At 68.3% G+C, this 21585-nt stretch carries 23 protein-coding genes and 1 tRNA gene; 13 read left to right on the top strand and 11 right to left on the bottom strand.

Features of this window, described 5'->3' with window-relative positions; translation table 11 throughout:
* The first annotated feature begins 1 nt into the window (after position 1).
* Complete coding sequence (locus tag G6N57_RS17985) at positions 2-421, top strand: VOC family protein (protein WP_036449402.1); 420 nt, start codon at positions 2-4, stop codon at positions 419-421.
* Here G6N57_RS17985 and G6N57_RS17980 read toward each other — a convergent pair.
* Positions 418-1707: a DUF222 domain-containing protein gene (locus G6N57_RS17980; protein WP_077741188.1), complete on the bottom strand. Its 1290-nt coding sequence runs from the start codon at positions 1705-1707 to the stop codon at positions 418-420. The genes G6N57_RS17985 and G6N57_RS17980 overlap by 4 nt on opposite strands.
* 37 nt (positions 1708-1744) lie before the next feature.
* A complete protein-coding gene (locus G6N57_RS32250) occupies positions 1745-3298 on the bottom strand; it encodes an SAM-dependent methyltransferase (protein WP_097926342.1) in 1554 nt (517 codons plus the stop codon).
* A gap of 47 nt (positions 3299-3345) precedes the next feature.
* On the opposite strand from G6N57_RS32250, the gene G6N57_RS17970 reads away from it, so the two are divergent.
* Positions 3346-3927, top strand: a complete 582-nt coding sequence (locus tag G6N57_RS17970) for a type II toxin-antitoxin system RelB family anti-toxin (RefSeq protein WP_077741189.1) — start codon at positions 3346-3348, stop codon at positions 3925-3927.
* Here G6N57_RS17970 and G6N57_RS17965 read toward each other — a convergent pair whose 3' ends face one another.
* Genes G6N57_RS17965 through cobC form a run of 4 tightly spaced genes read right to left on the bottom strand, consistent with a single transcriptional unit; the run spans position 3928 to position 7871 of the window.
* On the bottom strand, positions 3928-5025 hold the full coding sequence (locus G6N57_RS17965; protein ID WP_077741190.1) for a bifunctional RNase H/acid phosphatase: 1098 nt from the start codon (positions 5023-5025) through the stop codon (positions 3928-3930).
* On the bottom strand, positions 5022-5750 hold the full coding sequence (locus tag G6N57_RS17960) for a zinc ribbon domain-containing protein (protein WP_077741191.1): 729 nt from the start codon (positions 5748-5750) through the stop codon (positions 5022-5024). The genes G6N57_RS17965 and G6N57_RS17960 overlap by 4 nt, the downstream gene beginning before the upstream one ends.
* 28 nt (positions 5751-5778) lie before the next feature.
* Positions 5779-6912 (bottom strand): Nif3-like dinuclear metal center hexameric protein, encoded by a 1134-nt coding sequence (locus G6N57_RS17955; RefSeq protein WP_077741192.1) that lies wholly within the window; start codon positions 6910-6912, stop codon positions 5779-5781.
* On the bottom strand, positions 6909-7871 hold the full coding sequence (gene cobC, locus G6N57_RS17950) for an Rv2231c family histidinol phosphate aminotransferase CobC (protein WP_234815814.1): 963 nt from the start codon (positions 7869-7871) through the stop codon (positions 6909-6911). Before cobC ends, G6N57_RS17955 begins: the two co-directional genes overlap by 4 nt.
* A gap of 113 nt (positions 7872-7984) precedes the next feature.
* Between cobC and G6N57_RS17945 the strand changes: the two genes are divergently transcribed.
* Genes G6N57_RS17945 through G6N57_RS17935 form a run of 3 tightly spaced genes read left to right on the top strand, consistent with a single transcriptional unit; the run spans position 7985 to position 9990 of the window.
* Positions 7985-8662 (top strand): HAD-IA family hydrolase, encoded by a 678-nt coding sequence (locus tag G6N57_RS17945; RefSeq protein WP_077741194.1) that lies wholly within the window; start codon positions 7985-7987, stop codon positions 8660-8662.
* Positions 8655-9155 (top strand): low molecular weight protein-tyrosine-phosphatase, encoded by a 501-nt coding sequence (locus G6N57_RS17940; protein ID WP_077741195.1) that lies wholly within the window; start codon positions 8655-8657, stop codon positions 9153-9155. Before G6N57_RS17945 ends, G6N57_RS17940 begins: the two co-directional genes overlap by 8 nt.
* A 4-nt stretch (positions 9156-9159) precedes the next feature.
* The gene (locus G6N57_RS17935; RefSeq protein ID WP_077741196.1) at positions 9160-9990 is read left to right on the top strand and encodes an SURF1 family cytochrome oxidase biogenesis protein; all 831 of its coding nucleotides are present in this window, start codon (positions 9160-9162) and stop codon (positions 9988-9990) included.
* Here the strand turns inward: G6N57_RS17935 and G6N57_RS17930 are convergent.
* The gene (locus G6N57_RS17930) at positions 9944-10861 is read right to left on the bottom strand and encodes a cobalamin biosynthesis protein (protein WP_234815815.1); all 918 of its coding nucleotides are present in this window, start codon (positions 10859-10861) and stop codon (positions 9944-9946) included. The genes G6N57_RS17935 and G6N57_RS17930 overlap by 47 nt on opposite strands.
* 66 nt (positions 10862-10927) lie before the next feature.
* Between G6N57_RS17930 and G6N57_RS17925 the strand changes: the two genes are divergently transcribed.
* The 3 genes from G6N57_RS17925 (at position 10928) to G6N57_RS17915 (ending at position 12729) form a co-directional block, all read left to right on the top strand.
* The gene (locus G6N57_RS17925) at positions 10928-11755 is read left to right on the top strand and encodes an oxygenase MpaB family protein (protein WP_077741197.1); all 828 of its coding nucleotides are present in this window, start codon (positions 10928-10930) and stop codon (positions 11753-11755) included.
* Positions 11756-11769: 14 nt separating this feature from the next.
* Positions 11770-12162 (top strand): VOC family protein, encoded by a 393-nt coding sequence (locus G6N57_RS17920; protein ID WP_077741198.1) that lies wholly within the window; start codon positions 11770-11772, stop codon positions 12160-12162.
* Between the two features lie 63 nt (positions 12163-12225).
* On the top strand, positions 12226-12729 hold the full coding sequence (locus tag G6N57_RS17915; protein ID WP_077742016.1) for a hypothetical protein: 504 nt from the start codon (positions 12226-12228) through the stop codon (positions 12727-12729).
* 15 nt (positions 12730-12744) lie between these two features.
* On the opposite strand, the gene G6N57_RS17910 is transcribed toward G6N57_RS17915, so the two are convergent.
* From G6N57_RS17910 to G6N57_RS17895, 4 genes are all read right to left on the bottom strand, one after another.
* Positions 12745-12819: transfer RNA gene (locus tag G6N57_RS17910), tRNA-Val, on the bottom strand.
* A gap of 42 nt (positions 12820-12861) precedes the next feature.
* The gene (locus tag G6N57_RS17905) at positions 12862-13332 is read right to left on the bottom strand and encodes a peroxiredoxin (protein WP_077741199.1); all 471 of its coding nucleotides are present in this window, start codon (positions 13330-13332) and stop codon (positions 12862-12864) included.
* Positions 13332-13769: a DUF3052 domain-containing protein gene (locus G6N57_RS17900; RefSeq protein WP_077741200.1), complete on the bottom strand. Its 438-nt coding sequence runs from the start codon at positions 13767-13769 to the stop codon at positions 13332-13334. The genes G6N57_RS17905 and G6N57_RS17900 overlap by 1 nt, the downstream gene beginning before the upstream one ends.
* A gap of 144 nt (positions 13770-13913) precedes the next feature.
* Positions 13914-14486, bottom strand: coding sequence for an Rv2240c family protein (locus G6N57_RS17895; protein ID WP_174814491.1), 573 nt, complete (start codon positions 14484-14486; stop codon positions 13914-13916).
* 145 nt (positions 14487-14631) lie between these two features.
* Between G6N57_RS17895 and aceE the strand changes: the two genes are divergently transcribed.
* From aceE to kasA, 5 genes are all read left to right on the top strand, one after another.
* Positions 14632-17421 carry a pyruvate dehydrogenase (acetyl-transferring), homodimeric type gene (gene aceE, locus G6N57_RS17890; protein WP_077741201.1) on the top strand — a complete coding sequence of 930 codons (2790 nt, stop codon included), beginning with the start codon at positions 14632-14634 and terminating at the stop codon, positions 17419-17421.
* A gap of 101 nt (positions 17422-17522) precedes the next feature.
* Positions 17523-18806: a PucR family transcriptional regulator gene (locus tag G6N57_RS17885; protein ID WP_077741202.1), complete on the top strand. Its 1284-nt coding sequence runs from the start codon at positions 17523-17525 to the stop codon at positions 18804-18806.
* A 172-nt stretch (positions 18807-18978) separates the two neighbouring features.
* On the top strand, positions 18979-19899 hold the full coding sequence (locus G6N57_RS17880; RefSeq protein WP_097926334.1) for an ACP S-malonyltransferase: 921 nt from the start codon (positions 18979-18981) through the stop codon (positions 19897-19899).
* 91 nt (positions 19900-19990) lie between these two features.
* Complete coding sequence (gene acpM, locus G6N57_RS17875; RefSeq protein WP_003884427.1) at positions 19991-20287, top strand: meromycolate extension acyl carrier protein AcpM; 297 nt, start codon at positions 19991-19993, stop codon at positions 20285-20287.
* Positions 20284-21534 (top strand): 3-oxoacyl-ACP synthase KasA, encoded by a 1251-nt coding sequence (gene kasA, locus G6N57_RS17870; protein ID WP_077741204.1) that lies wholly within the window; start codon positions 20284-20286, stop codon positions 21532-21534. Before acpM ends, kasA begins: the two co-directional genes overlap by 4 nt.
* Positions 21535-21585: the final 51 nt, after the last annotated feature.

Genomic DNA, 21585 nt, shown 5'->3' with positions numbered 1-21585 from the left:
CATGATGAAAATCGCTTACACGCATCTGTGGGTTCACGATCAGGAAGTCGCGCTGAAGTTCTGGACCGAGAAGGTGGGAATGGAAGTGCGCGAGGACGTTTCGTTTCCGGAGGAGATGGGTGACTTCCGGTGGGTGACGGTCGGTCCGCCCGGGCAGGACGATGTGGGCATCGTGTTGATGGCCGTGCCCGGTGAGCCGGTGATGGATGAACAGACCCGCAAACAGGTCCAGGACCTGACCGCAAAAGGCTTCGCCGGCACGGTGTTTCTGACCACCGACGACTGTCAGAAGAGCTACGAGGAGCTGACCGCCCGGGGCGTCGAGTTCACCGAGCCGCCGAACCAGATGCCCTACGGCATCGACTCCGGTTTCCGGGATCCGTCGGGCAACAGCGTCCGGCTGACTCAGCGCACCGACTAGGCCGCGGGCGCGCAGCGCGCGAACTCGATCGCGACCCGCAGCTCGGTCACGCTCTCGTAGTGCTCGATGGGCCCGGGTGGCGGCGGGGCGGTGGACCGGTACGCCGCCCCGGTCGGGGTGACGAATTCGGCTGTGTGCACACCGTTCTCGTCAGTTGTCGTCACCGACCACCCGGGTGATTCTTTGACGTAATTGCAGCGTTCGCACTCCCCCAGACCGTTGAGCGCACTGGTCGGACCGCCGCCGGCATGGGGTCGCGCGTGGTCGTGGTGACGGATCGGCGCATCACAGTACGGGGTTCTGCAGGTCTGGTCCCGCAACCCGATGAATTGGGCCAGCGCTTTGGGGAACAGCCGCGACCGCGACTCCATCGCCGCCAACGCGCCGGATGCCGGATGCCGGTAGAGCCGTCGCAGCGTCGCCCGGGACCGCTCGTCGGCCACCGCGTCACTCACGAGGGAGCGGGCCACCGACGCCGGAACGGGCCCGTATCCCTCGACCACGGCCGGGTTCTCGTCGTCGCCGAACAGCGTCTGGTCGGACAGCACCAGGCCGACCGCCACGGGCTCCGGCACGTCGGCGGGACGGCCCGTCACGCGCTCGTACACCGTGTCGGCCATCACCTGGCCGCGGGTCCGGCCGTCGAACGTCGTGTCCGCAGATCTCTTCAGCGCCGCGTACACACCGACGCCCTTCTGCATCGGCAACAACACCGTGACACGTGCCATACAGTCGGGCGCCGGCCGGACCCACACATTTCGATCCTCTGCGGCCTTCGCCATCCGGTCGACGAATGCCTGCGGATCCAGCCGATAGGCGATCTTCTTGGCTTCCGCCTCGATCCGCGCGTTCCCCAGACCGTCAAGCTTGGTGACATCGCCACACATCTCGGCATCCAGCGCCCGGCGATCCTCGACCGTCAGGCATGCCGACTCCCGCACGATCAAGGTCGCCCGCCATTCCGACAGCACCCCGGACTCAAGCGCGGCCAACGTGTGCGGCATCTCGTACACCAACGCCTTGGCGAAGCCGAGATGCCGACTGCCACATGTCGGCGAATCATGGCGAGCCAGCGCGATCTCCGAGGCCACCCCACGACCTCGTTTGGCCCTCGGCACCCGCGCCGCCGCCTCGTCGGCCCGGCGCTTCTCGTCCAACAAGGCCGCGCACCGGGCCTGGCCGGCAGCCGCAGCCGACTTGGCCCGTTCGAGTTCCTCGATCCGCCGGTGTAGCTCAGCCTCGTCGGCATGCGTATTGACCTGGGCCAATGCCGCGATATCGAACATGCTTTCGACTATGCCACACCGGTACGACAAGTCCGGCTCAACCCACCCGCCGCAGCACCATCACGTTGTCGATCAGGGTGCCGCGCTGCCCGTCCGGGCCGGTGGCCTCCCGCTCATCGGTTCCCACCCGGACCCGCTCCCATTGCGCCTCATCGAGGTTCAGCGAGTCGACCACCGAGTCGGCGCTGGGGAACGCGAATCTCCGGACATGCTCAGGGGCCCAGGGCGGAGCGGCACCGTGATCGACGATGACCAGCAGACCACCTTCGGCCACCGCACCGGCGGCCCGGCGCAGCACCCCGGCGCGGTCCATGGCGATCGGCGATTGCAGGAACTGGGCCGAGACCAGGTCGAAGCGTCCGTCGGGCAGGCTCTCGGACAGGTCGTGGCGTTCGAACGTGATGCGGTCGGCCACGCCCCGTTCCCGCGCTTCGGCGGCCGCGCGGGCGAGGGCGGTGTCGGAGACGTCGACTCCTGTGACCTGCCAGCCCTGTTCGGCCAGCCAGACGGAGTCGCCGCCCTCACCGCAGCCCAGATCCAGCGCCCGACCCGCGGGCAGGTCGGCGGCGATCTTGGCCAGCTGAGCGTTGACGCGTCCGCTCCAGATGCGGCCGCGCTGACCGTAGTGCCGTTCCCAGTACTGGGCGGTGACGGCCGTCTGGGCGGGCCACGGCGGCACTGGGAGCCCGACGTCTTCGCCGAGCAGGTGCTGTACGACGGCGGCGCCTGCCTGACTGCCCGAGGCCACGGCCGTGGCGACCTGTGGGAGCTGGGCACCGAGGTCACCCGCGGCGAACAATCCGGGCACCGAGGTGCGGGCGAACCCGTCGACGACGAGCGCGTCGGCGGCGATCGGCCCGGGCGCCGAAACGGCGCCGAGGTGCGCGGCCAGCGGTGAGCGCTGGTGCAGTGTGGCGGCGACGAGCGCACCGCGCCGCGCCATCGTGGTGCCGTCGGTGAAGGCGACGGCGGTCAGTTCGCCGTCGTGCGCGACGAGTCGGGCGATCGGCCGCTCGTCGACCCCGATGCCTGCCGCGTCGAGTTGCTTGACCTGTGCGTCGTCCAGCCCGCTGTCCCCGTTGGTCAGCACCACCAGATCCTCGGTCCAGCCGCGCATCATCAACGCCGAGTGCACGGCACGGTCACCCTGGGCGATCACCGCGACCGGGGCATCCCGCATTTCCCAGCCATGGCAGAACGGGCAGTGGAAAACCGAACGGCCCCATAGCTCTTCGAGTCCGTCGAGGTGCGGCCCCCGGTATTCCATGCCGGTGGCCAGCAGCACCGTCCTGGCCTGCTCACGAGTTCCGTCGGCGAGCTCAAGCATGAATCCTGGCTCTCCGCGTACGACCTCGCCGGTGCGTACCTCCACCGTGGGGTACGCGGCCAGTTCCGAGCGGCCGGCCGCATACAGATCGGCGGGCGGGCGCCCGTCGCTGCCCAGCAGGCCGCCGATGCCGTGTGCGGCCAGGTTGCTCTGATTCTCCGCGTCGACGAGCAGTACGCGCCGCCGGGCCCGGCCCAGCACGAGCGCCGCACTCAGACCGGCCGCACCGCCGCCGACGATGACGCAATCCCAGATGTTCTCCATGCCGTCGAGCTTGCCCAATACATGGCAAAGTGCCAAGCTAATTTGCCATGGAGGCAAATGCTGCCCAACCTGAAGACATCGACACCCTGGTCCGCAGCCGGCTGCGCGAGCTGCGGGCACAACGCGGGCTCACCCTGGAGGACGTCGCACGCCGCGCACAGATCGACGTCTCGACCCTGAGCCGGCTGGAATCGGGCAAGCGCCGCCTGGCTCTGGACCATCTGCCCCGGTTGGCCGCTGCACTCTCGGTGACCACCGACGAGTTGCTGCGCCCGCCGCAGGCCGAGGACCCCCGGGTCACCGGCAGCTCACACACCCATCACAACATCACCTATTGGCCCCTGACCCGGCAAGGCCCGGCGGCCGGCTTGCACGCCTACAAGATCCGGATCAGCGCCAAGCGCCGCAAGCCCCCCGCCGAATTCCCGGTGCACGAGGGGCGCGACTGGATGTACGTGCTGTCCGGGCAGCTCCGGCTGATCCTGGGTGAACAAGACTTCGTCGTCAATCCCGGTGAGGCCGTGGAGTTCTCGACGTGGACACCGCACTGGTTCGGGGTGGTCGACGGCCCGGTCGAGGCGATCACCATCTTCGGCCCGCACGGCGAGCAGTTACATCTGCACGCCTGACTACAGATAGGCGGTCTGGTTCACCAACCGCACCGACGATCCGCCGTCGTCGTAGAACTCGGCGATCGACAGCGAGGCCAGATCCAGATGCAGCCGGTACAGAATGCCCTCGCCGGCATCGAGTGCGAGCCGCAGAATCGTCTTGATCGGCGTCACGTGGGAGACCACCAGAACCGTTGCCGGACCGTAGTCGGCGATGATCCGGTTACGCGCCCGACGGACCCGGTGGGCCACCGCGTCGAAGCTCTCGCCACCGGGCGGCTCGACGCTCGTGTCCCGCAGCCAGCGCCGGTGCAGTTCCGGATCCCGTTGCGCCGCTTCGGCGAACGTCAGCCCTTCCCACTCACCGAAGTCCGTCTCGATCAGATCGTCGTCGACGCGGACATCGACGCCCAGCGCCTTGGCCGCCGCTGTCGCCGTCTCGTACGCCCGTCCCAGTGGCGAGGTGACCACCGCCGAGATCCCGCCTCGCGCTCCCAGATAGCGCGCCGCGGCGTCGGCCTGCCTGCGCCCCTCTTCGGTCAGTGCCGGGTTGCCGCGGCCCGAATAGCGCCGGCTGACGGACAATTCGGTCTGGCCGTGCCGCAACAGCAACAACCGGGTAGGTGCCCCGGTGGCACCGGTCCACCCGGGCGCCGACAGCGTCGGCTTCTCGGCGACAACAGGTTCCGGTACCGACGTCTCGCCGAGAATCCCGGCTGCGGCATCCATGGCCTCGTTGGCCAACCGGTCGGCGTGGCTGTTGCGCTCCCGCGGGATCCACGAGTAACTGACCCGCTCGAAGCCTGCGGCCAGTTCGGCGGCCTGGCGGTGCAGCGGAATCAGATCGGGATGCTTGACCTTCCAACGTCCCGACATCTGTTCCACGACGAGCTTGGAATCCATCGACACGGCCACCTCCGCCGCGCCCAGCTCGGCGGCCGCGGCCAAACCCGCTATCAGGCCGCGGTATTCGGCGACGTTGTTGGTGGCCCGGCCGATCGCCTCCCTGCGCTCGGCCAGCACCGCGTCGTGGTCGGCATCGAGCACGACGGCGCCGTAGCCGGCCGGGCCGGGATTGCCCCGGGACCCGCCGTCGGCTTCGACGAGAACCTTCACTGCTTGATCCGCAGGAGGATCGCCCCGCATTCGGGGCAGCGCAGCACGTCATCTTCTGCGGCCGCGGCGATCCGGGCGCTCTCACCGCGATCGATCTCGATCCGGCAGGCACCGCAGCGCCGGCCCTGGAGCAGCCCTGCCCCCGCGCCGCCCCGGGCGCGCAGACGCTCATAGAGCGCGACCAGTTCGGGATCGATGAGGCCGACCAGGCCTTCGCGCCGGGTCGCCGCCTGATGCTTGGCCTGGTCGATCTCCACCAGTGCGGCATCGCGAGCCTGCTGCGCCGCGGACAGGGCGGTCTGCAGATCGTCGATGCGTTGCAGGGCCTCGGCCTGCCGGCCCGACAGTTCCTCGCGCCGCTCCATGAGCTCCAGCAAGGAGTCCTCCAGGCTGGATTGTCTGCGCTGCAACGTTTCCAGTTCGTGCTGGATCTCGGCGACCTGCTTGGCGGCCACCGTGCCGCCGTCGATCAGTGCCCGGTCCCGGTCCTCACGCTGGCGTACCGAGTCGATCTCGCTCTCGAGCTTGCTCACCTGGGCTTCCAGGTCCTCCAGCGCGATACCCAGCACGCCCACCCCGTCGCTGGCCGCGGCGTGCTCGGCCTGCGCCTCGTCCACCTTCTTCTGTTCGGCCAGGTTCTTCGCGCGGTGCGCCAGCCGTCCGAGCTCGGCATCGACCTCGGTCAGCGCGAGAAGCGAACGTTGTTGTTTTACTTCGGCTTTCATGCCCTGACTTTCATGTTGTTGGTAGCGATCAGCACTCGACGTTCCACGGGTCGGTGCGCACGGATGACACCCGCACCTCTAAGGCGGCACCGAACTGCCCGCGCAGCACCCCGGCAGCCTGGGCACACCATGGGAACTCGGTGGCCCAGTGCGCCACGTCGATCAGCGCGACCGAAGAGGACCGGCGGTGCTCGTCGGCCGGGTGATGCCGCAAATCCGATGTCACATAAGCCTGTACGCCGGCCCGGGCCACCGTGCCCAGCAGCGAATCGCCGGCTCCCCCACACACCGCGACCCGCGACACCACGGCCTCGGGATCTCCCGAGGTCCGCACCCCCCACGAGGTGGCCGGCAATGCCGCTCGCACCCGGGATGCGAAGGCCGACAACGGAATCGGTTGATCCAGCTCGCCGATCCGGCCGATGCCCACGTCACCGGGGATCGGGGCCAGCGCGAAGATGTCGAAGGCGGGTTCCTCGTAGGGATGCGCGGCGCGCAGGGCCGACAGGATGGCGGCGCGCAGCCTCGCGGGAGCGATCACCTCCACGCGGTCCTCGGCCACCTGCTCGACGGTGCCCACCTCCCCGATCGCCGGGGCGGCGCCGTCGTGCGGCAGGAACTGCCCGGTCCCCGGCACACTCCAGCTGCAGTGCGAATAGTCGCCGATGCGCCCGGCACCCGCGGCGAACAATGCCTCGCGCACCGCGGCGGTGTCCCCGGCCGGCACGAACACGACCCATTTGTCGAGGTCGGGGCCGGATGCCGCCGGCGACAGCACCGCGTCGACGGTCAGGCCCAGCGCCTCGGCGAGCGCGTCGGACACGCCGGGCGAGGCTGCGTCGGCGTTGGTGTGCGCGGTGAACAGGGCTCGTCCGGTGCGGATCAGCCGGTGGATCAGGGCGCCCTTGGCGGTGTCGGCCGCGACGGTGTCCACGCCGCGCAGCAGCAGCGGGTGGTGCGCCAGCAGCAGTCCGCGCTCGGGCACCTCGTCGACCACGGCCTCGGTCGCGTCGACAGCGATCGTCACCGATTCGACCGGTTCGTCGGGATCGCCGCACACCAGGCCGACCGAATCCCAGTCGTGGGCCAGGTGCGGCGGGTATGCGGCGTCCAGCGCGGCGATCACCTCCGCCAACGGCACCCCGGCCGTTCGCCCGCTCATTGCAGCACCTCCGTCATGGCGTCGATGAGTGCGGGCCATTCCGGCCGCACCGCGGCACGCAGGTAATTCTCCGGCAGGCCCACGAACGTATCGCAACGGCGTACCGCAATGCCTTTGCTTTCCAGATGTTTTCGCATCAGCTCCGCGTCGGGCACCGTGAACAGGACAAATGGCGCGTCACCGGCCACAACGCCCAGCCCGAGCCCGGCGAGCCCGGCAACCATCGCGGCACGCAAATCGGCGAGGCGCTGCGCCGCGGCGTCGGCCGCGGCGACCGCTTCAGGACTGCTGGCCGCGGCGATGGCCTCCAGTTGCAGCGTGCCCAGCGGCCAGTGCGGACGCGGCGCGGTGAGCCGGGCCAGCACCTCGGGCGCGCCGAGAGCGTATCCGACCCGCAACCCCGCCAGCGCCCAGGTCTTCGTCAGGCTGCGCAGCACCAATACGTCGGGCAGCGGTTCACCCGCCAGGGTCTGGGCTTCACCGGGAATGCCGTCGGCGAACGCCTCGTCCACCACCAGCAGCCGGCCCGGCCGTCGCAACGCCAGGATCTCGTCGCGGCGGTGCAGCACGCCGGTCGGATTGGTCGGATTGCCGACCACCACCAGGTCCGCCTCGGCGGGCACGTCGGCCTCGGCCAAGGTAAATGGGTACGGGAGTACCACGTGCTCGATCGGCACCCCAGCCGCCGCCAGCACCGCCTCGGGTTCGGTGAACGACGGGGCCACCAGTGCGGCCAGCCGCGGGCGCAGTCCGGCCAGCAGCGCGAATCCCTCGGCCCCACCCGCCAGCAGGGCCACCTCGTCCGCCGCGCGGTCGTGGCGCGCGGCCACGGCCTCCACCGCGCGGCGCTGGTCGGCCGCACTCGGGTAGCTGCCCAGGTCCGGCAACCGGGCCGCGAGCCGGTCGGTCAGCCAGGACGGCGGACCACCGGGACGGACGTTGACCGCGAAGTCCAGCATGCCCGGCAATGCGGCCTGGTCGCCGTGGTAGCGGGCGCCTGCGCGGGGTGGGTTTGGCACAGCACGACACTAGTGGTCGGAGGACTGCCCGCGGCATACGGGAGAATGGGCACGTGACTGACACGCTGGAACTCACCCGACCGCAGCTGGTGCTGTTCGACCTCGATGGCACCCTGACCGATTCGGCGGCCGGAATCGTGTCGAGTTTCCGTCACGCGCTGGCCCACGTGGGTGCCGGTGTGCCCGACGGTGACCTGGCCGGACGCATCGTCGGCCCGCCGATGCACGAGACGCTGCAGGCCTTGAGCCTGGGCGAGACGAGCTTCGATGCCGATGCCGCGATCGCGGCCTACCGCGCCGATTACACGAGCCGCGGCTGGGCGATGAACAGCCTGTTCGACGGTGTCGAGGCATTGCTGGCCGATCTGCGGGCCGCCGGGGTGCGGCTGGCCGTGGCGACGTCGAAGGCCGAACCCACCGCGCGCCGCATCCTCGAGCATTTCGGCCTGGACGGCTACTTCGAGGTCATCGCCGGGGCCAGCCCCGACGGTGTCCGGGCAGCCAAGGCCGACGTGGTCGCCCATGCGCTGGCCCAGCTGCGGCCCCTGCCGGAGCGCGTCCTGATGGTCGGTGACCGGATGCACGACGTCGAGGGTGCGGCCCAGCACGGCATCGACACCGTCGTGGTCGGCTGGGGCTACGGCGCCTCCGATTTCACCGGTCCCACCGCGGTCGCCGCACACGCCCATGTCGACGACGTCACCGCACTTCGGGAGGTGCTCGGTGTCTGAGCTGCTGCATGTCACGTTCGTGTGCTCGGGCAACATCTGCCGGTCCCCGATGGCCGAGAAGATGTTCGCCCACCAGATCAACGAGCGCGGCTTGGCCGACGTGGTCCGGGTGACCAGCGGCGGCACCGGCGGCTGGCATGCCGGAGACGGCGCCGACGAACGTGCCTGCCTGGTGTTGCGTGAACGCGGCTATCCCAGCGATCACGTCGCCGCCCAGGTTTGCGACGACCATCTCGGCGCCGACCTGGTCGTCGCACTCGGCCGCAACCATCTGCGCATCCTCACCGACCTGGGTGTCACGGGCGATCGGCTGCGCATGCTGCGCTCGTTCGACCCACGCTCGGGCGCGCACGCCCTCGATGTCGAGGATCCGTACTACGGCGGCAAGGCCGATTTCGAAGACGTGTTCACCGTGATCGAGGCGTCCCTGCCCGGGCTGCACGCTTGGGTCGACGAGGCGCTCGCGGAGCGGAAAGTCCTCGAGGAGACCTAGCCTGATGCGGCGTTTGACTTTCCTGCTGCGGCCCCAATGGGTGGCCTTGTTCATCGTGGTCGCCGCATTCGCCTACCTGTGCTTCACCGTGCTGGCGCCGTGGCAGCTGGGCAAGAACACCAAGACCTCGCGGGAGAACAACCAGATCAGCCATTCGCTGCAGGCCGATCCGGTTCCCGTCACCACCCTTCTGCCCCAGCAGGATTCGGCCGCACCCGACTCTCAGTGGCAGCGGGTCACCGCCACCGGTCACTACCTTCCCAAGGGCGAGGTACTGGTTCGGCTGCGCGTGGTCGACGGTGAGCCCGCGTTCGAGGTGCTCACCCCGTTCGCGGTCGACGGCGGGCCCACGGTCCTGGTCAATCGCGGCTTCATCACGCCGATCGACGGGAACAAGGTGCCACAGTTCGCGGCCGCACCGACGGGCCAGGTGACGATCACCGCGCGCTTGCGTGATGCGGAAGCGCGACTGCCGGGCAAGGAGCCGTTCCGCGGCGACGACGGTGCACAGCAGGTGTATTCGATCAACCCCGAGCAGATCTCCTCGCTCACCGGTGTTCCGCTGACCGGTTCGTACCTGCAGCTGGTGGCCGGTCAACCCGGCGGGCTCGGGGAGATCTCCCTGCCGCACCTCGACGCCGGACCGTTCCTGTCCTACGGCATCCAGTGGATCGCGTTCGGGATCGTCGCCCCGCTGGGACTGGGCTACTTCGTCTACGCCGAGATCCAGCAGCGCCGGCGCGAACGCGCGGCCGCGCAGGCCGCCTCGGAAGAGCCGGCCCGGGAGCTCACGAGCGAGGAGAAGATCGCCGACCGCTACGGCAAGCGGCGCTGACCGCCAGCAGTACCGCAACCGCCGCCGACGCGGCCTGCACCGCACGCGACAACCGCACCGCCCGCGCCACATCGGCCACCTCAGGGACGCGCCCGTCGCCCAGCGTGGGCCGGATCTCGAGCTGGTGCGCGTACTGCGTCGGGCCGCCGAGACGCACCCCGAGCGCCCCGGCGAACGACGCCTCGGCCACCCCGGCATTCGGACTCGGATGCCGCGACGCATCGCGTCGCCAGGCGCGCAGCGCAGCGGCCGGCGAACCGCCCACCACCGGTGCGCACAGCACCGTCAGCACGCCCGTCAGCCGGGCCGGCACGTAATTCAGTACATCGTCGAATTTGGCTGCCGCCCAACCGAAGTGGTTGTACCGCGGCGATCGGTGCCCGATCATGGCGTCCAGCGTGTTGGCACCCCGATAGACCAGCACGCCGGGAACCCCGCCGATCGCCGCCCAGAACAGCGGCGCCACCTGGGCGTCAGAGGTGTTCTCCGCCAGCGATTCCACGGTGGCCCGGGTCAGGCCCGACGCGTCCAGCGCGGCGGGATCCCGCCCGCACAGCGAGGGCAGAAGCCGCCGGGCACCCGCCACGTCGTCGGCGGTGAGCAGCCTCGACATCTGGTGCCCGACCCGGTTGAGGGACGTACCGCCGAGCGCGAAATAGGTGGCCACCGCGGTGACCCACATTCGGTCACCGCGCCCCGCTGCCCAGCCCAGCCCGGCCAGACCGCCGAGCAGCAGCCCGGTATGCAGCACACCTGCGCCGCGACTGTCGGCGTAGGTCAGCTTCTCCAACCGGGCTGCGCCAGTGCCGAACCCGGCCACCGGATGCCCACGGCGCGGATCACCGAGCAGCAGGTCGGCCAGGAACCCCATGGCGATACCGGCACTTCTCGGCGCAAACACCCCGGCAGCGTCTCACAAGGTGATCTACTCGATTTCATGAGGCTGGGTCCGCCACGACGCCCGCGCCGGGTCACCGATCTGCTCAACCCCGCGGCGGCCCTGCTGCCCGCCGCCAACGTCATCATGCAGCTGTCCTCCCCGGGCGTCGGTTACGGCGTCCTGGAGAGCCCGGTGGACAGCGGCAACGTCTACGAGCACCCGTTCAAGCGGGCCCGCACCACCGGGACCTATCTGGCCGCGGCCACCATGGGCACCGATGCCGACCGGGCGATGCTGCGCACCCAGATCGACAGGGTGCACGCGCTGGTCCGCTCACGGGAATCAAGCCCGGTGTCCTACAACGCTTTCGACCCACGGCTGCAGCTGTGGGTGGCCGCCTGCCTGTACCGGTACTACGTCGACATGCACGAGTTCCTCTACGGACCGCTCGATGAGGAGTCCGCCGACGCGGTCTACGCCGACGCCCGCACGCTGGGCACCACCTTGCAGGTGCGCGACGAGATGTGGCCCGAGGACCGCAACGCCTTCGACGCGTACTGGAAGCAGTCGCTGCAGGACCTGCGGATCGACCCGCCGGTGCGCGAGCATTTGCACGGAGTGGCCGCGATGGAGTTTCTGCCCGCGCCGCTGCGACTGCTTGCCGGGCGGTTCAACCTGTTCGCTACCGCCGGGTTCCTGCCCGCCGAGTTCCGCACCCTCATGCGGATGAGCTGGACGGCCGATCAGCAGCGGCGTTTCGAGTGGTTGTTGACCGGCCTGCGGGCCGCAGATCGGGTGATCCCACACGAGGTGTGGTTGTTGGGTTATCAGCTCTACCTGTGGGACATGCGGATCCGTGACCGCTTGGGCAGACGAGTGGTCTGACCGAGGAGGCGAAGATGACGTTCCCAGCGCTCGCTCATGTGGCGGTCACTGTCCGCGATCTGGCGGTCAGCGGGCCGTGGTACCGCACGCTGTTCGGCGCCGATCCGGTGCTCGACGAGGACACCGACGCCGGCTTCCACCACCTGGTGTGGCTGCTGGACGGCGGCACCCTGTTCGGCATCCATCAACACCGCGATCCCGCACCCGACGAGCGTTTCAGCGAGTTCCGGGTGGGACTGGACCACGTCGGCTTCGGCTGCGCGTCGCGGGCGGACCTGGAGGCCTGGGTGGAGCGACTGGACGCCCTCGGGATAGCCCACGGCGGAATCGTCGATGCGCCGTACGGGTCGGGCCTGAGCTTCCGCGACCCCGACGGCATCGCCCTGGAATTCTTCGCCGGGGCCTGAACTCGGGTGGTACGGCAGGGTATCGCCGAGTCCGTGGATATGATCCGACTCGGAGGTCCCCTTTTGAAAGACGCCATTGTCCTGATTGCCGTTTCGCTGGCAATCGGATTCGCGCTCGGCGGCCTCACGTCATCCGGCCCGCCCGCCGCAGCCCCAGAGTTGCCGGCTCCACCGTTGCCCCGACCGGGCGTCTACACCGTCACCGGACCCTCGTCCGATACCACGCCGGAGCCCTATGACTGGACCCTGTCGGGCTGCGGACCCCGGTGCCTGCGGGTGCATTCGCCCGAACGTGAGGGCGAATGGCAGCTGGATCTGTCGTGGGATTCCGCCGCAGATCGGCACAGGGGCGCGTGGGTCGGCGAGCGCGTCAATCCCGGCATGCCATGCAAGCCCGGCGCGCTGGCGCAGAAAACCGGGCCCGTTCCGTTCAAATATGTCATCCGGCCCGATCTCACCGGGTTCGTCAACATGAAGTTCTCCGATGAGAACCCGTCGTGCTGGGGGGACACGGTCATGCGCGGCCAGGAACTCACGCTGAAACGCGCGAAGCCGGTGTGGTCGTAGGACTGGGGACTTTCTTGGTGGGCGCGGACGGTATCGAACCGCCGACCGCTGGTGTGTAAAACCAGAGCTCTACCACTGAGCTACGCGCCCCGTCGCAGGCACGGTACACGCCGAGACCGCGTGACCGGAAATTCAGGCCCGCTCGGACTGCAGCGCTGCCAGTGCCTCCCGCCAGACCGCCTGATCGCGCGGCTGGCCCGGATCCATCATCTCCGCGAAGCGGATCTTGCCGGCCCGGTCGACGACGAAGGTGCCGCGGTTCGGGTATCCGGCATCGTCGTTGAACACGCCGTAGGCCTGGCTGACTGCGCCGTGCGGCCAGAAATCGGCCAGCACCGGGAAGGTGAATCCGCTTTCGATGGACCAGATCTTGTGCGTCGGTGGTGGTCCGACGGAGATCGCCAGGGTGGCGGTGTCGTCGTTCTCGTACAGCGGCAGCTTGTCGCGGATCTCTCCGAGTTCGCCTTCACACACGCCGGTGAACGCCAACGGAAAGAACACCAGCAGCACGTCCTTGGCACCGCGGTACGCGCTGAGGGTGATCGGCCTGCCGTTCTGGTCCCGGAGCGTGAAATCGGGCGCCGGGGCTCCCACAGCCAGCATCAGGTTCGCTTGCCCGCGGCCTTCGATTTCGGCTGCACCAACCGGCTCGCCGTCCAGTCCCCCAATTTGGCCGACGAGGTCTGCATCAGACCGGCCGTCGGCGCCGATTCGGCGATCTCCGCGGGCAACACGTGCCCGGGCTTGCCGGTCTTGGGGGTCACCACCCAGATCACGCCGTCCTCGGCGAGTGGAGTGATGGCATCCATGAGCCGGTCGACCAGATCCCCGTCGTCGTCCCTCCACCAGAGCAATACGACGTCGACGACTTCGTCCGAATCCTCATCGAGCAGCTCGGAGCCGCACGCTTCCTCGATGTCGGCCCGGATGTCGTCGTCGCTATCCTCGTCCCAACCCAATTCCTGGACTATCTGATCCTTGTGGATCCCCAGGATCTGGGCGTAGTTGGGGCCTGAGTCCGTCCCCGCCGCCGCGACCACCGTCGGTCCTCCTTACCTTTCTTCGAGCCTGTCTCAAGACTTGTCCGTCGCCCGCTCATGCGCGCGCGATGCGTGTTGCGACCTATCGTCGCACGGCGACGCACTTGCGCGGGTGTCCGGCGGGCCACTTTGTCCGTCGGCCCGTCAGTAAGCCTTGTCGCATCGGTTCAGCGCATCCTCTCTGGCGGTGTTCGATCGCGTGGACGCCGCGTTGAACTGATCCGGGCCGACGTGGCCGGAAATGGCGGCGACGAGGGCCCTGGCCGAGTCGACCCACTCGGTCAGCGCGGCGCGCAGATCCGGCGACAGCGCGTCGGACAGACCCGAACTGACCAGATCGGCACTGCGGTTCAGCCCGTCGATCGCGGGCCCGGCCTTGGCCGCGGTGTCCCCGCCGTTGTTGACCGCTTCGACGTAGCCGTTGACGGCGTTGACCGCGTCCACGGCCGAGGTGCTGAGGTCCTCGCAGACGGTGTGCACGGCGCGGGTGGTCAACGAGGCCTGCCGTTCGGATTCGCGGGTCACCGAACTCGCCGAGGACTCCTCGATCGAGGCCTTCACCGACGCCCGATAGTCGGGCGCCGCCGACGAATCAACTTGTGCGGTACCGCCGGTAACAGCCGAACACCCCACCACGACCATCGCGATCACCGCGGCGCCACCCAGTGCGCACGCGGCGATCCGCGCCTTTGCCCCAAACTGCCCATCAACCGGCACGATCTGCAGACGTTACCGGTTCAGAAAGCAACTGATGGGTAACTTGCGCACCGCCACCCCCAGCGGCACGGAGGCGGCAAGATAGGTGGACGATAGAAGGTGCCACAAGCACTGTCAGTAGTAACCGCCTAACAAGGAGCGGAAGTTGACCACCGAGTTCGTGCGCCAGGATCTGGCCCAAAACTCCTCTACCGCAGCCGAACCCGACCGGGTACGGGTGATTCGCGAGGGAGTTGCCTCCTACCTTCCGGATATCGACACCGACGAGACCGCGGAGTGGCTGGAGTCGTTCGACGAGTTGCTGGAGCGATCCGGACCGGCACGGGCCCGGTATCTGATGTTGCGGCTGCTGGAGCGCTCACGCGAGAAGCGGGTCGCCATCCCGGCGCTGACGTCGACCGATTACGTCAACACCATTCCCACCGAACTGGAGCCCTGGTTCCCCGGCGACGAGGACGTCGAGCGACGCTACCGCGCCTGGATCCGGTGGAACGCAGCCATCATGGTGCACCGCGCTCAGCGCCCGGGAGTCGGTGTGGGCGGCCATATTTCGACGTATGCGTCGTCGGCTTCGCTGTATGAGGTCGGGTTCAACCACTTCTTCCGTGGCAAATCCCACCCGGGCGGTGGCGACCAGGTTTTCATCCAGGGTCACGCCTCCCCCGGCATCTACGCGCGCGCCTTCCTCGAGGGCCGGCTGACGACCGACCAACTGGATGGTTTCCGCCAGGAGCACAGCCATCCGGGCGGCGGTCTGCCGTCCTACCCGCACCCGCGCCTGATGCCGGACTTCTGGGAGTTCCCGACGGTGTCGATGGGCCTGGGCCCGATGAACGCGATCTACCAGGCGCGTTTCAACCACTACCTGCATGACCGCGGCATCAAGGACACCAGCGATCAGCACGTGTGGGCATTCCTCGGCGACGGCGAGATGGACGAGCCGGAAAGCCGCGGCCTGATCCAGGTGGCCGCCAACGAGGCGCTCGACAACCTGACCTTCGTGGTCAACTGCAACCTGCAGCGCCTGGACGGCCCCGTGCGCGGCAACGGCAAGATCATCCAGGAGCTGGAGTCGTTCTTCCGCGGCGCCGGCTGGAACGTCATCAAGGTGGTCTGGGGCCGCGAATGGGACGCGCTGCTGCACGCCGACCGCGACGGCGCGCTGGTCAACTTGATGAACACCACTCCCGACGGCGACTACCAAACGTACAAGGCCAACGACGGCGCGTACGTGCGTGATCACTTCTTCGGCCGCGACCCCCGCACCAAAGCCCTGGTCGAGCCGATGACCGACCAGGAGATCTGGAATCTCAAGCGCGGCGGCCACGATTACCGCAAGGTGTACGCCGCCTACCGCGCCGCGATGGAGCACAAGGGCCAGCCGACCATCATCCTGGCCAAGACCATCAAGGGCTACACCCTGGGCAGCCACTTCGAGGGCCGCAACGCCACGCACCAGATGAAAAAGCTTGCGCTGCAAGACCTCAAGGATTTCCGCGACGTCACCCGGGTACCGATCTCCGACGCCCAGCTCGAGGAAGATCCCTACCTGCCGCCGTACTACCACCCGGGACCGGAAACCCCTGAGATCCGCTACCTGCTGGACCGGCGCCGCGCGCTGGGCGGATTCGTCCCGGCCCGGCGCAACAAGTCCACGCCGCTGCAGTTGCCCGCTGCCGACGCCTACCAGGCGCTGAAGAAGGGCTCCGGCAACCAGGCCGTGGCCACCACCATGGCGACGGTGCGCACGTTCAAGGAACTGTTGCGGGACAAGAACATCGGCCCGCGCCTGGTGCCGATCATCCCCGACGAGGCCCGCACCTTCGGCATGGACTCGTGGTTCCCGAGCCTGAAGATCTACAACCGCAACGGGCAGCTGTACACCTCGGTGGACTCGGCACTCATGCTGGCCTACAAGGAATCCGAAGTCGGCCAGATCCTGCACGAGGGCATCAACGAGGCCGGGTCGACATCGTCGTTCACCGCGGTGGGCACGTCGTACTCCACCCACAACGAGCCGATGATCCCGATTTACATCTTCTATTCGATGTTCGGGTTCCAGCGCACGGGTGACGGCCTGTGGGCCGCGGCCGATCAGATGGCCAAGGGCTTCGTGCTCGGGGCGACCGCCGGACGCACCACGCTGACCGGCGAAGGTCTGCAACACGCCGACGGCCACTCGCTGCTGCTGGCGTCGACCAACCCGGCGGCGGTGACCTATGACCCGGCGTTCGCCTACGAGATCGCCCACATCATCGAGAGCGGCCTGCAGCGGATGTACGGCGAGCACGCCGAGAACGTGTTCTTCTACATCACCATCTACAACGAGCCTTACGTCCAGCCCGCCGAACCGGCCGGTCTGGACACCGAGGCACTGCTCCGCGGGATGTACCGGTATCGCAGCGCAGCCGAAAAACGTACGAATACCGCGCAGATCCTGGCCTCGGGCGTGAGCATGCCCGAGGCACTGCGGGCCGCGGACATGCTCGCCGAAGAGTGGGACGTGGCCGCCGACGTGTGGTCGGTGACCAGCTGGGGTGAGCTCAACCGCGAGGGCGTCGAGATCGAGCGACACCGGCTGCGCCATCCCGATCAGCCGGCCCGCACACCGCATGTCACCAGCGCACTGGCCGACGCGGCAGGCCCGGTGGTCGCGGTGTCGGACTGGATGCGAGCCGTTCCCGAGCAGATCCGGCCGTGGGTCCCTGGCACCTACATCACGCTGGGTACCGACGGCTTCGGCTTCTCCGACACCCGCCCGGCCGCGCGGCGCTACTTCAACACCGACGCCGAGTCGGTCGTGGTCGCAGCGCTGGAGGGGCTGGCCCGGGACGGCGAGATCGATCCTTCGGTGGCCATCGCGGCGGCCAAGCAGTACAAGATCGACGACGTGTTCGCCGCCGCGGTGTCCTACGTCGACACCGGCAGCGCCTAGCCGAGTTCTCCGGTCGGGCGGTCGCTCTTATGAGAAGGAGTGACCGCCCGCCGGGAGTGCGCTTGGAGGAATCCACCAGAAAAGTGGCGTAGCTTTTAGGAATGCCGGACAAGCGGTTCGTACCGCCGAAGTCGACCGTCGAGGTCCTCGAGAGCGTGCCCGACTCGACGCTGCGCCGGTTGAAACAGTATTCCGGCCGGTTGGCCACCGAGGCCGTGCACGCCATGGCCGAGCGCCTGGACTTCTTCTCCGACCTCGACGCGTCGCAGCGGGCCAGTGTGCAGCTGGTGGTGCAGACCGCCGTCGTCAACTTCGTCGAATGGATGCGGGATCCGGAAAGCGACGTCAGCTACACCGCGCAGGCCTTCGAGGTGGTGCCCCAGGACCTCCGCCGCCGCATCGCGCTGCGCCAGTCGGTCGAGATGGTGCGGACCTCGATGGAATTCTTCGAAGAAGTGGTGCCGATGCTGGCCCGGTCCGAGGAACAGCTCAACGCACTGACCGCGGGCATCCTGCGCTACAGCCGGGACCTGGCGTTCGCGGCGGCCAGCGCCTACGCCGATCAGGCCGAGGCCCGGGGTGCCTGGGATCTGCGGATGGAGGCCAATGTCGTCGACGCCGTGGTGCGCGGCGACAGCGGACCTGAGCTGCAGTCCCAGGCGGCGGCGCTGAACTGGGATGCCACTGCCCCGGCCACGGTGATCGTCGGGCTGCCGCGACAGGACCGGTTGGATCTGGCCCGCGACGACATCCACGAGGTCGTGAAGCGCAACGACCGGGCGGCCCTGTCAGATGTGCACGGCACCTGGCTCATCACGATCGTGTCGGGTCCGCTGTCAGCAACGGATCGGTTTCTCGGGGACCTGCTGTCGGTGTTCGCCGACGGCCCGGTCGTGGTCGGCCCGACCTCCCCGACGTTGACGGCCGCCCACCGCAGCGCCACCGAGGCGATCTCCGGGATGAACGCGGTGGCCGGCTGGCCCGGCGCACCTCGTCCGGTATCGGCGCGCGAGCTGTTGCCCGAACGGGCCCTACTGGGCGACGCGACCGCGATCGCGGCACTGGAAACCGAGGTCATGCGCCCGTTGGCCGATGCCGGGCCCGCACTCACCGAGACCCTCGACGCGTTCCTGGATTCCGGGGGCGCGATAGAAGCTTGTGCTCGCAAATTGTTCGTTCATCCAAACACCGTGCGCTACCGCCTGAAACGGATCGGCGACTTCACCGGCCGCGATCCGGCCGTGCCGCGGGACGCCTACGTGCTGCGCGTCGCGTCCACGGTCGGCAGATTGAGCAAACAGGCATACCAGCCGAGCACGCCCGATGCCGGAACGACGGTGATACCGGCGATTCGCCCGGCTCATGCCTCCAGACAACGAGCCTGAACCGGGCTCACCGGACATCTGAGCGGGAGTGACATATTTCGCTGCGGTGAAGGCGACGTCGCATCACATGCACTTTTGTGGGGAACCTACAAAAACATAAGACAAGGTTCATAATCTCTTACACCCCACAAAACCATCTTCACAGTGTTCTCTTAATGACGTGCCTCAACCCGTGCTCGCATTGCTTGCCCCCGGACAGGGATCGCAGACACCCGGAATGCTCTCCGCTTGGCTGGAGCTGCCCGGTGCCGCCGATCGCCTCGCCACGTGGTCGCAGATCAGCGGCCTGGATCTGGCGCGTCTGGGAACCACCGCCACCGCAGAGGAGATCACCGATACCGCGGTGACCCAGCCCCTGGTGGTGGCCGCCACGCTGCTGGCCTATGAGGAACTGACCAAGCGCGGCGTGCCCGAGACCGCTGAGACCATCGTGGCCGGCCATTCGGTCGGCGAGATCGCCGCCTACGCCATCGCGGGCGTCATCTCCGCCGACGACGCGGTCAAGCTGGCCGCCACCCGTGGCGCCGAGATGGCCAAGGCCTGCGCCGTCGAGCCGACCGGCATGTCGGCGGTGCTCGGTGGCGACGAGGCCGAGGTCCTGGCCCGGCTTGAGTCGCTTGACCTGGTGCCCGCCAACCGCAACGCGGCCGGCCAGATCGTGGCCGCCGGCGCGATCGCCGCGCTGGAGAAGCTCGCCGAGGATCCGCCGGCCAAGGCCCGCGTTCGTCAGCTGGCGACCGCAGGCGCGTTCCACACCCACTACATGGCTTCCGCGCTGGAGGGCTACGCGGCCGCCGCCGCATCTGTAACGACCTCCGAGCCGACCGCGACACTTCTGTCGAATGCGGACGGCCAGCCGGTCGCCTCGGCCGCCGATGCGATGGAGAAGCTGGTGTCTCAGCTGACCAAGCCGGTGCGCTGGGATCTGTGCACCGCCACCATGCGAGACCGTTTCTCCGGCGCCGAGCGCGCCGGGATCGTCGAGTTCCCGCCGGCGGGCACCCTGGTCGGCATCGCGAAGCGCGAACTGAAGGGCACGCCGACCCGCGCGGTCAAGGCCCCCGCCGATCTGGACGGCTTGGACGAGCTGTAAGTCCGCCGACAACCGAATAGCAGTACCTACCGAACGTCCCGAATTGTCCTCCGCACCCGGAGGGCGCTTTCAACAACAAGAAGGAGCCATTGTGGCCGCCAGTCAGGAAGAAATCATCGCCGGTCTCGCCGAGATCATCGAAGAGGTCACCGGCATCGAGCCGTCTGAGGTGACCCCGGAGAAGTCGTTCGTCGACGACCTGGACATCGACTCGCTGTCGATGGTGGAGATCGCGGTTCAGACCGAGGACAAGTACGGCGTGAAGATCCCCGATGAGGATCTGGCCGGCCTGCGCACCGTTGGTGACGTCGTCTCCTACATCCAGAAGCTCGAGGAAGAGAACCCCGAGGCTGCCGCCGCCCTGCGCGAGAAGTTTGGCTCGGAATGAGCAAACCTTCCACTGCTAACGGAGGCTTCCCGAACGTCGTGGTGACCGCCGTGGAGGCAACCACGGCGCTCGCTGCTGACATCGAGAGCACGTGGAAGGGCCTCCTGGCCGGAGACAGCGGCATCCGTGAGTTGACCGACGACTTCGTCACCAAGTGGGACCTTCCGGTGCGTATCGGTGGCCACCTGGTGGACGACATCGACGGTCACCTGACCCGCATCGAGCTGCGCCGTAACTCCTACGTGCAGCGCATGTCACTGGTGCTGGCCCGCCGGCTGTGGAAAAACGCAGGTGCGCCCGAGGTCGATCCCGATCGGTTCGCCGTCGTGATCGGCACGGGCCTCGGCGGTGGCGAGAAGATCGTCGAGACCTACGACGCGATGAACGAGGGCGGCATCCGCAAGGTCAGCCCGCTCGCCGTTCAGATGATCATGCCCAACGGTGCGGCCGCAGTCGCCGGTCTTGAGCTCGGCGCCCGCGCCGGGGTCATCACTCCGGTGTCGGCGTGTTCGTCGGGGTCTGAGGCCATCGCCCACGGCTGGCGCCAGATCGTCATGGGCGACGCGGACTTCGCCGTCGTCGGTGGCGTGGAAGGCGGCATCGAGGCGCTGCCGATCGCGGCGTTCTCGATGATGCGCGCCATGTCGACGCGCAACGACGACCCCGCGGGTGCGTCGCGGCCGTTCGACAAGGACCGCGACGGATTCGTGTTCGGCGAGGCCGGCGCGATGATGATCATCGAGACCGAGGAGCATGCCCTGGCCCGTGGCGCCAAGCCGCTGGCCCGCCTGATGGGTGCCGGCATCACCTCGGACGCGTTCCACATGGTCGCTCCGGCCGACAACGGCGTTCGCGCCGGTGCCGCTATGAAGCGCGCACTGGAGACCGCCGGGCTGGACGCCAAGGACATTGACCACGTCAATGCCCACGGCACGGCCACTCCGATCGGTGACACCGCCGAGGCCAATGCCATCCGGGTTGCCGGATGTCAGGGCGCCGCGGTCTACGCGCCAAAGTCGGCGCTGGGTCACTCGATCGGCGCAGTCGGTGCACTGGAGTCGGTGCTGACTGTGCTCGCGTTGCGCGACGGGGTCATCCCCCCGACGCTTAACTACGAGACACCTGATCCTGAGATCGATCTCGATGTGGTTGCGGGCGAGCCTCGTTATGGCGACTACAAGTACGCCATCAACAACTCGTTCGGTTTCGGCGGCCACAATGTGGCCCTGGCCTTCGGTAAGTACTGAGGTCGGGCAACCCGAGCCTGATCGGCGCCGCCTGACAGCAGGTGGCGCCGG

Source organism: Mycolicibacterium boenickei, from assembly GCF_010731295.1.
Taxonomy (GTDB): Bacteria; Actinomycetota; Actinomycetes; order Mycobacteriales; family Mycobacteriaceae; genus Mycobacterium; species Mycobacterium boenickei.
Note: the sequence above shows the minus strand (reverse complement) of the source record. Positions and strands in the feature narration are given on the sequence as shown.

Coding starts and splice junctions, on each gene's coding strand:
- G6N57_RS17985 (WP_036449402.1), top strand. CDS start 2: ATGATGAAAATCGCTTACACGCATCTGTGGGTTCACGATCAGGAAGTC.
- G6N57_RS17980 (WP_077741188.1), bottom strand. CDS start 1,707: ATGTTCGATATCGCGGCATTGGCCCAGGTCAATACGCATGCCGACGAG.
- G6N57_RS32250 (WP_097926342.1), bottom strand. CDS start 3,298: ATGGAGAACATCTGGGATTGCGTCATCGTCGGCGGCGGTGCGGCCGGT.
- G6N57_RS17970 (WP_077741189.1), top strand. CDS start 3,346: ATGGAGGCAAATGCTGCCCAACCTGAAGACATCGACACCCTGGTCCGC.
- G6N57_RS17960 (WP_077741191.1), bottom strand. CDS start 5,750: ATGAAAGCCGAAGTAAAACAACAACGTTCGCTTCTCGCGCTGACCGAG.
- G6N57_RS17955 (WP_077741192.1), bottom strand. CDS start 6,912: ATGAGCGGGCGAACGGCCGGGGTGCCGTTGGCGGAGGTGATCGCCGCG.
- cobC (WP_234815814.1), bottom strand. CDS start 7,871: ATGCTGGACTTCGCGGTCAACGTCCGTCCCGGTGGTCCGCCGTCCTGG.
- G6N57_RS17935 (WP_077741196.1), top strand. CDS start 9,160: ATGCGGCGTTTGACTTTCCTGCTGCGGCCCCAATGGGTGGCCTTGTTC.
- G6N57_RS17930 (WP_234815815.1), bottom strand. CDS start 10,861: ATGGGGTTCCTGGCCGACCTGCTGCTCGGTGATCCGCGCCGTGGGCAT.
- G6N57_RS17925 (WP_077741197.1), top strand. CDS start 10,928: ATGAGGCTGGGTCCGCCACGACGCCCGCGCCGGGTCACCGATCTGCTC.
- G6N57_RS17920 (WP_077741198.1), top strand. CDS start 11,770: ATGACGTTCCCAGCGCTCGCTCATGTGGCGGTCACTGTCCGCGATCTG.
- G6N57_RS17905 (WP_077741199.1), bottom strand. CDS start 13,332: ATGCTGGCTGTGGGAGCCCCGGCGCCCGATTTCACGCTCCGGGACCAG.
- G6N57_RS17885 (WP_077741202.1), top strand. CDS start 17,523: ATGCCGGACAAGCGGTTCGTACCGCCGAAGTCGACCGTCGAGGTCCTC.
- kasA (WP_077741204.1), top strand. CDS start 20,284: ATGAGCAAACCTTCCACTGCTAACGGAGGCTTCCCGAACGTCGTGGTG.